At 62.2% G+C, this 12729-nt stretch carries 12 protein-coding genes; 2 read left to right on the top strand and 10 right to left on the bottom strand.

Translation table 11 applies throughout. The features are described from left to right. Window positions 1–21 precede the first annotated feature (21 nt). Both GYA94_RS20770 and hutC read right to left on the bottom strand, forming a co-directional pair. On the bottom strand, window positions 22–594 hold the full coding sequence (locus GYA94_RS20770; protein WP_009683255.1) for a HutD/Ves family protein: 573 nt from the start codon (window positions 592–594) through the stop codon (window positions 22–24). Continuing rightward, window positions 591–1301, bottom strand: a complete 711-nt coding sequence (gene hutC / locus GYA94_RS20775) for a histidine utilization transcriptional repressor HutC (protein WP_154211989.1) — start codon at window positions 1299–1301, stop codon at window positions 591–593. The genes GYA94_RS20770 and hutC overlap by 4 nt, the downstream gene beginning before the upstream one ends. Before the next feature lie 144 nt (window positions 1302–1445). Here hutC and GYA94_RS20780 point away from each other — a divergent pair, with 144 nt between their 5' ends. Next, complete coding sequence (locus GYA94_RS20780; protein ID WP_161893001.1) at window positions 1446–2810, top strand: formimidoylglutamate deiminase; 1365 nt, start codon at window positions 1446–1448, stop codon at window positions 2808–2810. A gap of 186 nt (window positions 2811–2996) precedes the next feature. On the opposite strand, the gene GYA94_RS20785 is transcribed toward GYA94_RS20780, so the two are convergent. The 5 genes from GYA94_RS20785 to GYA94_RS20805 all read right to left on the bottom strand — a co-directional run bounded on the left by GYA94_RS20785 (window position 2997) and on the right by GYA94_RS20805 (window position 8302). Continuing rightward, window positions 2997–3569: a lipocalin family protein gene (locus GYA94_RS20785; protein WP_110677588.1), complete on the bottom strand. Its 573-nt coding sequence runs from the start codon at window positions 3567–3569 to the stop codon at window positions 2997–2999. Next, complete coding sequence (gene bamE / locus GYA94_RS20790; protein WP_161893002.1) at window positions 3566–3820, bottom strand: outer membrane protein assembly factor BamE domain-containing protein; 255 nt, start codon at window positions 3818–3820, stop codon at window positions 3566–3568. The genes GYA94_RS20785 and bamE overlap by 4 nt, the downstream gene beginning before the upstream one ends. A 228-nt stretch (window positions 3821–4048) precedes the next feature. Beyond that, on the bottom strand, window positions 4049–4645 hold the full coding sequence (locus GYA94_RS20795; protein ID WP_110677590.1) for a DUF924 family protein: 597 nt from the start codon (window positions 4643–4645) through the stop codon (window positions 4049–4051). A gap of 3 nt (window positions 4646–4648) precedes the next feature. Then, complete coding sequence (locus GYA94_RS20800; RefSeq protein ID WP_009681216.1) at window positions 4649–5659, bottom strand: class 1 fructose-bisphosphatase; 1011 nt, start codon at window positions 5657–5659, stop codon at window positions 4649–4651. Between the two features lie 192 nt (window positions 5660–5851). After that, the gene (locus GYA94_RS20805) at window positions 5852–8302 is read right to left on the bottom strand and encodes a glycogen/starch/alpha-glucan phosphorylase (protein ID WP_161893003.1); all 2451 of its coding nucleotides are present in this window, start codon (window positions 8300–8302) and stop codon (window positions 5852–5854) included. Window positions 8303–8488: 186 nt separating this feature from the next. Between GYA94_RS20805 and GYA94_RS20810 the strand changes: the two genes are divergently transcribed. Continuing rightward, the gene (locus tag GYA94_RS20810) at window positions 8489–8893 is read left to right on the top strand and encodes a YkgJ family cysteine cluster protein (protein WP_003249225.1); all 405 of its coding nucleotides are present in this window, start codon (window positions 8489–8491) and stop codon (window positions 8891–8893) included. 180 nt (window positions 8894–9073) lie between these two features. Here the strand turns inward: GYA94_RS20810 and typA are convergent, their stop codons facing one another. The 3 genes from typA to GYA94_RS27940 all read right to left on the bottom strand — a co-directional run. Then, the gene (typA, locus tag GYA94_RS20815; protein WP_009681218.1) at window positions 9074–10894 is read right to left on the bottom strand and encodes a translational GTPase TypA; all 1821 of its coding nucleotides are present in this window, start codon (window positions 10892–10894) and stop codon (window positions 9074–9076) included. Window positions 10895–11022: 128 nt separating this feature from the next. Then, window positions 11023–12477 (bottom strand): tRNA uracil 4-sulfurtransferase ThiI, encoded by a 1455-nt coding sequence (gene thiI / locus GYA94_RS20820; protein WP_009681219.1) that lies wholly within the window; start codon window positions 12475–12477, stop codon window positions 11023–11025. 61 nt (window positions 12478–12538) lie between these two features. Continuing rightward, the coding region (locus GYA94_RS27940) for a hypothetical protein (RefSeq protein WP_218031607.1) at window positions 12539–12729 on the bottom strand (191 nt) is incomplete at its 5' end.

The following is a 12729-nucleotide window of genomic DNA, read 5'->3' on the forward strand; positions in this document are numbered from 1 at the left end:
TGCAAAGCAGCCCCGGCTACCTCAAGTTGGAATGAGTTCGATCAGGCAGCACCGCCCCTGCACATCCAGCTCCAGCAACGCTTCGTTGCCCTCCAGCCGCAGGCAGTCATACAACCCCAGCCGTTGCGCCTCACGCCCAGCCAAGGCCACCTCGACCTGATTACAGGCCGCAAACAGCAACACCGTCGACGCCGAGGTGTACATTCGCTGGGTACCGTCCAGCCACTGCAACCGCGCCCGGTAACGCTGCGGCGCATAGATCAGGTTGAAATCCCGAATCGCCCCGCCCAGCAACCTGCAACTGACCTGGCTCTCGCCACTGAAGGCAAATGCATCGCAGGCCAGCAATGGCCGGCTGGCCTGGCCGTCCACCACCAGGCGCATGCCGTCGCCCTGCAGCACAGTGATGATCCGCTGGTAACCGGCAAACGTGGAAAAGCCGCCCGAGTCCTCGATATCGGCGATCGACAGGCGCCAGCCGAAGCCGTCCAGGCCTTCGCCGCTGTCGCGGGTGATTTCTTCAGTGAAACCGCCACCGTTCTTCCATGGCATGCGCGGGTAATCCTGCGCGCGCAACACCTGCAACTGGCTCATTTGCTGAAACGCCCCTCCAGGCGATGACGGGATCCGGGGTGGATCAGCCGCGCGGCAGTCACCGGCTGGCGGCCCGACCAGGTGCGGCGCCGAATCAGCAGGCAAGGCTCGCCCCGCTCGATCTGCAACAGCCGGCATTCCTCCGGCTCGGCGAGGATCGCCTCGACCACGTGCTCGCCTTCGGTCAACGGCGCCACCTGGGACAGGTAGGCGTAGGGCGTCTGCCGGGTGAAATCCTGCTTGAGGTAGTCGGGGGCGATCGCCGCATTGACGTAACGGTCCTCGATCTGCACCGGCACGCCGTTCTCGAAATGCACGATCAGCGAATGAAACACCCGCTGGCCCTCGCGCATGTCCAGGGCCAGGGCGCGCTCCGAGCCGGCCGCTTCCTCGGTGAGGGTGATGACCTGACACGTATGCTTGTGGCCACGGGCGGCAATTTCGTCGGCGATGTTGTTGACCTCGAACAGCGCCGACCGACCTTTGGGCTCAGCCACGAAGGTGCCCACCCCTTGCATGCGCACCAGCAGGCCTTCGGCCGTGAGTTCACGCAGGGCGCGGTTGATGGTCATGCGACTGAAGCCGAGCTCGTTGACCAGCTCGCTCTCCGAGGGGACCCGGTGATGCGGCGGCCAGCTGCCGTTGTCGATCTGCTGGACGATCATCTGTTTGACCCGCGCATACAGCGGCGCCGGGCCCTCGCCCATCTGGGCAACCAGCGCGGAGACAGGAGGTGTCGGCACGGCGTTGGATCCTTGTGCAAATGTAATGGGCGGTAGCTTGCCGCAGTTTACCCGGCAGGCAAACGCCTGTATATGTATATACAAGCTAACAATAACAGGATTCGCACCATGCCCGCCTACTTCGCCGAACGTGCCCTGCTGCCCAGCGGCTGGGCCCGCCATGTCCGCATCGAGGTCGCCGGCGATGGCTACGTGGCCAGTATCGAGCCAGGGGCTGCGCCCGAGGGTGCCGAACGGCTCGCCGGGCCCTTGGTCCCCGGCATGCCCAACCTGCACTCGCATGCCTTTCAGCGCGCCATGGCGGGGCTGGCCGAGGTTGCTGGCAACCCCAACGACAGCTTCTGGACCTGGCGCGACCTGATGTACCGGCTGGTCGGCCAGATCAGCCCAGAACAACTGCAGGTCATTGCCCGGCAGCTGTACATCGAGATGCTCAAGGCCGGCTACACCGCGGTCGCCGAGTTTCACTATGTGCACCATGACCAGGCCGGCAAGCCCTACGCCGACCCCGCCGAGTTATCCCGCCGCATCAGTGCGGCCGCCGCTGACAGTGGCATCGGCCTGACCTTGTTGCCGGTGCTGTACAGCCATGCCGGGTTCGGCGGCCTGGCGCCGAACCACGGCCAGCGGCGCTTCATCAATACCACCGACCAATACCTGCAACTGCAGGCGCAGCTGGCCCCCGCGCTGGCCACACAGCCCGCGCAGCGCCTGGGCCTGTGCTTTCACTCGCTACGGGCGGTGGCGCCGGCGCAGCTCGCCGAAGTGCTGGCGGCCAGTGATACGCAAGCACCGGTGCATATCCATATCGCCGAGCAGCAGAAGGAAGTCGACGACTGCCTGGCGTGGAGCGGCCTGCGGCCCCTGCAGTGGCTGTATGAGCATGTCGACGTCGACCGGCGCTGGTGCCTGGTACACGCCACCCACGCAGCACCCGACGAAGTGGCAGCCATGGCCCGCAGCGGCGCGGTGGCAGGCCTGTGCCTGACCACTGAAGCCAACCTGGGCGACGGGATTTTCCCGGCCGTGGAGTTCCTGGCTCAGGGCGGGCGCATGGGCATTGGTTCAGACAGCCATGTATCGCTGAGCGTGGTCGAGGAATTACGCTGGCTGGAATATGGCCAGCGGCTGCGTGACCAGCGCCGCAACCGCCTGTATCGGGGTGATCAGCCAATGGTCGGGCGCACCCTGTATGACGCCGCGCTGGCGGGCGGCGCCCAGGCGCTGGGGCAGCCAATCGGCGCGCTGGCCGTGGGCAAACGTGCCGACTGGCTGGTGCTCAACGGGCAGGACCCTTACCTGGCGATTGCCGAGGATGATGCCATCCTCAACCGCTGGCTGTTTGCCGGCGGCGATCGCCAGGTGCGCGATGTGATGGTGAATGGGCAGTGGGTAGTGCGCCAGGGGCGGCACGCCCAGGAGGAACAAAGCCGGGTGGCCTTTGCCGAGGTGCTGCGGCAGTTGCTGGGGTAATGCAGGGCCATCACCAAGCTTGAGAACTGTGTAGTACCTGTGGGAGATCACACAGCCCTACGGGCTGCGCTATCCAATTCGTAAGCGCGACGCGGCCTGTGTGGGAGCGGGCCCCTGCTAAATCAATAAGTTATGTAGTGTTCTATGAGAGATGGCTTGCCGGCGATAAGGCCGGCAATGCTGCCATCAATGCATCTTGACGATCTGCTGGTCGGAAGCGCGCCAGATCAAGCGGCTGGTGTCATAGCCCTGCTGACGGGCCTTGGCCAGCAGGTTCTCGCGCTGCCAGGCCGGCAGGGTCGGCGTGCGTGACAGGATCCACAGGTACTTGCGGTCCGGGCTGCCGACGATGGCGGTGCGATAGTGTTCGTCAACGTACAGAATCCAGTATTCACCCCGCGCCACGCCCGGCACCAGCTTGGTGAACCAGTTATCGAACTCGACCCATAATTTATCGGTATGGCCCGGCTCCTGGATATTGGCATGCCCTTCGGCGCGCAGCCATTCGTCACCCATGGTGCGGCAACGGTTGAGTACTCCGTAGCTGCCATCGGGCTTGAGGTTGTAATGGGCCTCGGACTGTTCGCAGCCCTCCTGGAAGCGCATGGGCAGGCGTGCCAGCTCGTACCATTTGCCCTGGTAACGCTTGAGGTCTACGTTGCCGGCGGTTTTCGGCGCCAGCGGGTCATGCACAGAGCCCGCGCAACCGCCCAGCAGCACCGCCAGGCATACCGCCATCAGCAGGTACACACGCCTCATTTGAGGCCCTGCCCTGAGTACATCAACACTTTGTCAGCCGCATACTGCACGCTGATGAAGCTCTTCTCGTCCCCCCAGGTGCAACTGCTCATGCCCAACGCGCCGGAACATTCGGTCGGCGTGCCGAGCAGCTGCTCGACCTCGGCCTTGCTCATACCGGCCTTGATCTTGGAATAGTTTTCCTGGTTGATCTTGCTGCAGGCAGTCAGCACGACGCACAGCGACAACAGGGCGATGGAACGCAACGACATTGAAGGACACTCCTGGGAAGATGAGACAGGCGAGTGGCCTGCAGTGACCTTCGACGTGAAAATCCCTCCTTTGTTCCCTGCCCTGCCCCCCGTACCCCTACACCATTGGTCGGGTGGCCACTACTGTGCGATTAATCACAAAGCATTAGTTAACGGCCAATAAAAAAGCCGCCCCCTTGTAGGGGCGGCCTTGTGTGGCGATGGCCTGCGCAGCAGGGCCCTGCAAGCTCAGAACCTGGACCCGGGCTCCAGCAGGAAGTCCATCTCTTCGCTGGTGCTCGGGCGATCCAGCACCAGGTTGCGGTGCGGGAAGCGACCGAACCGGGCGATCACCCGCTGGTGCTGCTCGGCGTAGTCGAGGAAGCCTTCGAACAACCGGCGGCTGGCCTCGGGCTGTTCGCCCAGCAGCATCTGAAACCGCTCGACGCACAGGTTTTGCCAGTCCAGCACCTCGGCGTGCTCCAGCACCACCAGCACGAATACCCGCTGGATCGGCAGCAGCTGGTAGTCCCAGTACCTCTGCAGGCCCTGCATGGCCACCACCTGGGCACGCCGGTCACCCTCGAAGGCGCGCGGCGTGTCGCGGTAGATCATGCGTGGCAGCTGGTCGAGCAGCAGCAGCAGGCCCAACCAGCCCTGCGGGCTTTGCTGCCACTCGTCGAGCCCGCCGGCCAGGGCCTGCTCCACCAGTTCACCGAACTGCGCATGGGCCTCGGCATCGTGGTGCTTGCCGAACCACAGCGTGCTCTTCTCGTCAGCCACGGCCTGGGCACTGGTGCCCCAGCCGAACCACCATTCCAGCAACGGCTGCCAAGGTGCGAGCATGACTTACTCCTTGTGGTAGGCGGTAACGCGCTCGACCTCTTCTTTCGAGCCGAGAATGACCGACACACGCTGGTGCAGGCTTTCTGGCTTGATGTCGAGGATGCGATCGTAACCATTGGTAGAAGCGCCACCGGCCTGTTCGATGATGAACGACATCGGGTTGGCTTCGTACATCAGGCGCAGCTTGCCCGGCTTGCTTGGCTCGCGGGCGTCACGTGGGTACATGAACAGGCCGCCACGGGTCAGGATGCGGTGCACGTCGGCCACCATCGAGGCGATCCAGCGCATGTTGTAGTTCTTTTTCAGCGGGCCGGTCTCGCCTGCCAGCAACTCGCCGACGTAGCGCTGCACCGGGGCTTCCCAGTGGCGCTGGTTGGACATGTTGATGGCGAACTCGGCGGTGGTTTCCGGCACGCGGATGTTCTCGTGGGTAAGCACGAAGCTGCCCAGCTCGCGGTCCAGGGTGAAGCCCTTCACGCCGTTGCCCAGGGTGAGGATGAGCATGGTCTGCGGGCCGTAGATGGCGTAGCCGGCAGCCACCTGCTGGGTGCCTGGCTGCAGGAAGGCGTTTTCGTTCAGGGTTTCGTTCTGGCTCAGGTACTCGTTAGGGCAACGCAGTACCGAGAAGATGGTGCCGACCGACACGTTGACGTCGATGTTCGACGAACCGTCCAGCGGGTCGAAGACCAGCAGGTAGGCGCCTTTGGGGTACTTGCCCGGAATCTGGTAGGCGTTGTCCATTTCTTCCGAGGCCATGCCGGCCAGGTGGCCGCCCCACTCGTTGGCCTCCAGCAGGATATCGTTGGAAATCACGTCCAGTTTCTTCTGGACTTCGCCCTGCACGTTTTCCGTGCCCATGCTGCCCAGCACACCGCCGAGGGCGCCCTTGGACACGTGATGGCTGATTTCCTTGCACGCACGCGCCACCACTTCGATCAGGAAGCGCAGATCGGCAGGGGTATTGTTGCTGCGGGTCTGCTCAATCAGATAGCGACTCAGGGTAACGCGGGACATGTATGGCTCCGAAAGGATGGGGGAGATGAAAAACCCCCGCAGTTTACAGGGAGAGTTGCAGGCTAGCGAGTGATGAGACTCGCCACGGCACTCTGACGGCACAATAGGTCGGTAGTTCAGCGGGTGCCAGGCCGGTGGTCGGCGCCCGCCTTCTTCACGAGCGAGCCCGTGAAGAAGGCGGTGCAGGCACCTTCAATCCAGCGCTTTCCAGATCTGCGTAGCATATTCGCGAATGGTCCGGTCCGACGAGAACCAGCCCATCCGCGCCGTGTTCAGCACCGCCATGCGCCACCATTGCTCCGGCGTGTGCCACAAGTCCTCGACGCGCTGCTGGGCATCCCAGTAGGCATCGAAATCGGCACATACCAGGAAGCGGTCATAGGCCACCAGCCCATCGATCAAGCCGGTGTAGCGCGAAGGGTCGTCCGGCGAGAACACACCGCTGCGAATCGCCTGCAGTACGTCGTTGAGGCGGTTGGACGCAGCAATCGCCGCCGTGGCGCCAAAATCACCCGCCCGCTTGCGCGCCTCGACCTGCTGGGCGGTCAGGCCGAATATGAACATGTTGTCGGCACCGACCTGCTCGCACATTTCCACGTTGGCCCCATCCAGGGTACCGATGGTCAGTGCGCCGTTCAGGCCGAACTTCATGTTGCTGGTACCCGAGGCTTCGTAACCGGCCGTGGAAATCTGCTCGGAGAGGTCCGCAGCCGGAATGATGCTCTCGGCCAGGCTGACGTTGTAGTTGGGCAGGAACACCACCTTCAACTGGCCACGCACGGTCGGGTCGTTGTTCACCACCCGGGCGATGTCGTTGGTCAGCTTGATGATCAGCTTGGCCTGGTGGTAGCTGGCCGCCGCCTTGCCGGCGAAAATCTTCACCCGCGGCACCCAATTGGTGCCAGGGTCGTTGCGCATGGCCTGGTACAGGGCCACGGTATGCAGCAGGTTGAGCAACTGGCGCTTGTACTCGTGAATACGCTTGACCTGCACGTCGAACAGCGCTTCGGGGTTGACCGTGACGCCAACGCGGTCCTGGATGATGCTGGCCAGGGCACGCTTGCTGTGCAGGCGCTGAGCCGCGAACTGCTTGCGGAAACCCGCCTTGTCGGCGAACGGCACCAAACCGGCCAGGCGCCCCTCCGGGTCGTCCTTGAGCTCCGGCCCCAGCGCCTCCACCAGCATGTCGGTGAGTTGCGGGTTGGACTGGTACAACCAGCGGCGGAAGGTAATGCCGTTGGTCTTGTTGTTGATACGCTGCGGATACAACTTGTGCAGCTCGGCGAACACCGTGCTCTTCATCAGCTGGCTGTGCAACGCCGAAACGCCGTTGACGCTGTGCGAGCCGAGGAATGCCAGGTTGCCCATGCGAACTCGGCGGCCGTTGTCTTCCTCGATCAGCGACACCGCCCGCAGCACGTCGAAGTCGTGCAGGCCTTTGGCACGCAGGCTGTCGATATGGTACGCGTTGATCAGGTAGATGATCTGCATGTGCCGCGGCAGCATGCGCTCCATCAACGCCACCGGCCAGGTTTCCAGCGCTTCGGGCAACAGGGTGTGGTTGGTGTAGGCCAAGGTGCCGACGGTCAGCTCCCAGGCCTTGTCCCATGGGATTTCGTGCTGGTCCACCAGCAAGCGCATCAGCTCCGCCACGGCAATGGACGGGTGCGTGTCGTTGAGCTGGATGGCGGCCGCATCGGGCAGGTTGAGCAGCGAGGCATGCTGGTTCAGGTGGCGGCGCAGCAAGTCCTGCAGTGACGCCGATACGAAGAAATACTCCTGGCGCAGGCGCAGTTCCTGCCCGGCCTCGGTACTGTCCGCCGGGTACAGCACCCGCGAAATGCTCTCGGCACGTGCCACCTCGGCCACTGCGCCCAGGTGGTCACCGGCGTTGAAACGCTCCAGGTGCAGCTCTTCCAGCGCCCGTGCCCGCCACAGGCGCAGGGTGTTGACGCTCGAACCCCGCCAGCCGACCACCGGCGTGTCGTACGCTACCGCACGCACGGTCTCGCCAGGTGACCACACCTGGCGTTGGTTGCCGTGGTTGTCGTGCACCGTTTCGACGCTACCGCCAAAGCTGATCGGGTAGATCACTTCGGCACGCTCGAACTCCCACGGGTTGCCGAAGTCCAGCCAGTTCTCGGTCTGCTCCTGCTGCCAACCATCGACCAGTGCCTGGCGGAACAAGCCATGCTCGTAGCGGATACCGTAGCCATGGGCGGCAATGCCCAGGGTCGACATGCTTTCCATGAAGCAGGCGGCCAGACGCCCCAGGCCACCGTTGCCCAGTGCGGCATCGGGCTCCAGCAGGCGGATGCGCTCCAGGTCAACGTCCAGGTCTTGCAGGGCCTCTCGGGCGATGTCCAGCAAGCCCAGGTTGCTCAGGCTGTCGTAGAGCAGGCGGCCAATCAGAAACTCCAGGGAAAGGTAGTAGACCCGTTTCTGGCTACGTCGGTAAGTCTGGCGGGTGTGGTCCATCCAGTGGTCGACCATGTGATCGCGCGCGGCCAGGGCGATGGCTTCGAACCAGTCATGGTCGAAAGCGTGCTCCGGGTCCTTGCCAACCGCATAGGTCAGCTTGTTCAGTACGGCAGCGCGAAAATCCGCGACTTCGGCGTCACGAGCTTCAGGTTCCTGGGACATGGGGCATCCTCGGGCAAGTTGACGAAAGCGGAGGGAGAGTGTTCAGACTAGACCCTTCGACAGGGAGAGACAGTTACGGTTCGCAGTTTTCATGCCGACTTGGTGATTCCGGCAAAAGGTTGTTCATAAATTGAACAATTCCGGTATCATCGCGCGCCCCAAGACCGTGATCCGCCCCTTATAAAGATGAAAACGACCCTGATCGCCGCAGCCGAAGTCGACCGCCTGGAGACCTGGCAGCGCTACACCAGCAACATGTGCCATGGCTGCCATTCGACCTGCTGCACCCTGCCGGTGGAGGTGAAGATCAAGGATCTGATCCGCATCGGCGTAGTCGACGAATTCGAGAAAGACGAACCGCCGAAGAACGTGGCCAAGCGTTTGCAGAAAGAAGGCATCATCGAGCGCTTCAACCAGAAGTCAGGCATCTTCACCCTGACCCGGATGAGCAACGACGACTGCATGTATCTGGATCGTAAAAGCCGCCTGTGCACCATTTATGACAAGCGCCCGGACACCTGCCGCAACCACCCCAAGGTTGGCCCGCGGCCGGGGTATTGTGCGTACAAGCCCAAGGTGGTCGGGCGCTAAGCGTTAGCCATCAAGGGCCTCTTCGCGGGCTTGCCCGCTCCCACAGGATCTGCGCGATCCTCAAGGCCTGTGCAGTACCTGTGGGGCAAGCCTGCGAAAAGGGCCATCGCAAATTCTGCAAGCATAAAAAAACGCCCCCGGCCTTTCGACCGGGGGCGCTTTTATTCAGCCTGAGCTAACTCAGTTCTTGGCTTTCTTGGCAGCGCGGGTACGCTCGCCTTCGTCCAGGATCTTCTTGCGCAGACGGATCGACTTAGGCGTGACTTCGCACAGCTCGTCGTCCTGGATGAATTCCAGGGCCTGTTCCAGGGTGTGGCGAACTGGCGGTACCAGGGCGATGACTTCGTCTTTGCCCGAAGCACGCATGTTGTCCAGCTTCTTGCCCTTGGTCGGGTTCACGCCCAGGTCGTTGTCACGGCTGTTCAGGCCGATGATCTGACCGTTGTAGATCTCTTGGCCGTGTTCAACGAACAGCTTGCCGCGAGCCTGCAGGGTTTCCAGCGAGTAGGTCAGTGCCTTGCCGGTTTCGACCGACACCAGAACACCGTTCAGGCGGCCAGACATCTGGCCCGACTTCATGGTGTCGTAGCGGTCGAAGATCGAGGTCAGGATGCCTGCACCGTTGGTCAGGGTCAGGAACTGGTTACGGAAGCCGATCAGACCACGGGCTGGAATGTTGTATTCCAGGCGAACACGGCCCTTGCCATCCGGCACCATGTTGGTCAGGTCACCCTTACGCAGGCCCATCTCTTCCATGACCTTGCCCTGGGATTCTTCAGGGATGTCGATGGTGACGTTCTCGAACGGTTCCTGCTTCACGCCGTCGACTTCGCGGATGATCACTTCAGGGCGGCCAACAGCCATCTCGAAGCCTTCACGACGCATGGTTTCGATCAGTACCGACAGGTGCAGCTCGCCACGGCCCGATACCTTGAACTTGTCAGGGGAATCGGTTTCCTGAACGCGCAGGGCCACGTTGTACAGCAGCTCCTTGTCCAGACGGTCCTTGATGTTGCGGCTGGTAACGAACTTGCCTTCTTTACCGCAGAATGGCGAGTCGTTGACCTGGAAGGTCATCGAAACGGTTGGCTCGTCAACGGTCAGCGGCTTCATCGCCTCTACCGCGTCCGGGGCGCACAGGGTGTCGGAGATGAACAGCTCGTCGAAACCGCTGATGCAGACGATGTCGCCAGCCTGGGCTTCTTCGACGTCGACGCGGTGCAGGCCGTGGTGGCCCATCAGTTTCAGGATACGGCCGTTACGCTTCTTGCCGTTGGTGTCGATGGCGACAACCGGGGTGTTCGGCTTGACGCGACCACGGGCGATACGGCCAACGCCGATAACACCGAGGAAGCTGTTGTAGTCCAGTGCGGAGATCTGCATCTGGAACGGGCCGTCACGGTCAACAGACGGTGCTGGTACGTTGTCGACGATCGACTGGTACAGCGCAGTCATGTCTTCGCCCATGGCGGTGTGGTCCAGACCGGCAATGCCGTTCAGGGCCGAGGCGTAGACGACTTTGAAGTCCAGCTGTTCATCGGTGGCACCGAGGTTGTCGAACAGGTCGAAGATCTGGTCCAGAACCCAGTCCGGACGCGCGCCCGGGCGGTCGACCTTGTTGATCACGACGATTGGCTTCAGGCCGGCTTCGAAGGCCTTCTTGGTCACGAAGCGGGTTTGCGGCATCGGGCCGTCCTGGGCGTCGACCAGCAGCAGCACCGAGTCGACCATCGACATTACACGCTCGACCTCGCCACCGAAGTCGGCGTGGCCGGGGGTGTCGACGATGTTGATGTGGTAGCCGTTCCAGTTGATGGCGGTGTTCTTCGCCAGAATGGTAATACCGCGCTCTTTTTCCTGGTCGTTGGAGTCCATGACGCGCTCGTCGTTGAGCTCGTTACGCTCCAGGGTGCCGGACTGACGCAGGAGTTTGTCGACCAGGGTGGTTTTACCATGGTCAACGTGGGCGATGATGGCGATGTTACGCAGATTTTCGATCACAAGTGTATCTCGATCAGAGGATTCGGTTGCCGCCCAGTGTAGGCGGCGAATATGTACTGTTTAAGGCTCAGCGGGCCCGGCGGTCGGGAGGGCGATGGCGGATACTGCCGCCATACAGCCCCGGCGTCTTATGTCGGACGATAAACACGCACATTGGCATGTCCCTCACTGAGCAGGTGGTGTGCGTGCAAACGGCTCATCACACCCTTGTCGCAATACAGCAAGTACTGGCGCGTGGGGTCCAGGTGCTTGAACTTGCTGTTGATGGCATAGAACGGCATGGCCTGGACCTCGATACCTTCCAGTACCAGAGGCTGATCTTCCTGGGCGTCGGGGTGACGAATGTCGATGACGATCTGGCCTGGCAGCGCCTCGGCCACTTCCTCGATTTCGATGTCCTTGCCCAATTCATCGATCACGTGGTCGATGGAAATGAACTTGGCGCGCTCCAGGGCGCGCTCCAGCACGGCCATGTCGAACTGCTTTTCTTCGTGCTCCATGCGGTGGCGCTTGGCATGGGTGGTCGGGTTCACCGAGATCACGCCACAGTATTCCGGCATGTGCTTGGCGAAGTCGGCGGTGCCGATTTCGGTGGCCTGGTCGATGATGTCCTGCTTGTGCGTGGCCAGCAGCGGGCGCAGCACCAGCTTGTCGGTGGCCGAGTCGATGATCGACAGGTTCGGCAAGGTCTGGCTCGATACCTGGGAAATCGCCTCGCCGGTCACCAATGCGTCGATCTGCAGGCGGTCGGCCATATGCGCGGCGCCGCGCAGCATCATGCGCTTGAGGGTCACGCCCATGTAGCTGTTGTCGACCTTGTTGAGGATTTCGCCAACCACTTCCTCGAACGGCACGCTGATGAACAGCACGCGCTGGCTGCTGCCGTACTTCTTCCACAGGTAATGGGCCACTTCCATCACGCCCAGCTCGTGGGCACGGCCGCCAAGGTTGAAGAAGCAGAAATGGGTCATCAGGCCACGGCGCATCATCTGGTAGGCCGCCACGGTAGAGTCGAAGCCACCGGACATCAGCACCAGGGTCTGCTCCAGCGCACCGAGCGGGTAACCGCCAATGCCATTGTGCTGGTTGTGGATCACGTACAGGCGCTGGTTGCGGATCTCGATGCGCACCATCACCTCGGGGTTCTTCAGCGCGATGCCGGCAGCGCCGCACTGCTGGCGCAGCTGGCTGCCGACGTAACGGTCGACGTCCATCGAGGTGAAGTCATGGTGACCACCGCGCTTGCAGCGCACGGCGAAGTGCTTGCCGGCCAGCAGGTGGCCAAAATGGTGCTTGCACTTGGCGACGATATCGTCGAAGTCACCCAGCGGGTATTCCTCTACCTGCAGGAAATGGGTAATACCCGGGGTGCAGGTGAGGCGCTCGATCATCTCGCGCTGGACTTTCTCGTCTTCGACGCGGGTAACCACTTCGAGGTTGTCCCACACACCATCCACCGCAAGCTCAGGGTCGAGGTCCTTGAGCACGTTGCGGATATTCTTGCCGAGCTGGCGGATGAAGCGCTTGCGCACCGGCCGGCTCTTGATGGTGATTTCTGGGAAGACTTTGACGATGAGTTTCATTGGTTAACAGCGCGCGCAGGGCCTGCCGAAAATGAGGGGCGCGAATTATATCGGAAATTGCTCAGGATTTGACCAACTTTTGATCAGAAGCTTTGAGATAAATGTCAGCGCAGGATTTTTTGGTGCCCGTGAGACCGAGCGCCGCCCGCGCGGCGCATCTCGAGCTGCGCTCGCTCCTACGTTTGTTTCGGGCCAGTAACCCCTGTGCCAGGTGCGCGCGACCGCCTTGTTTGTACCGCGCGATAATGAGGC

Source organism: Pseudomonas juntendi (genome assembly GCF_009932375.1).
Taxonomy (GTDB): Bacteria; Pseudomonadota; Gammaproteobacteria; order Pseudomonadales; family Pseudomonadaceae; genus Aquipseudomonas; species Aquipseudomonas juntendi.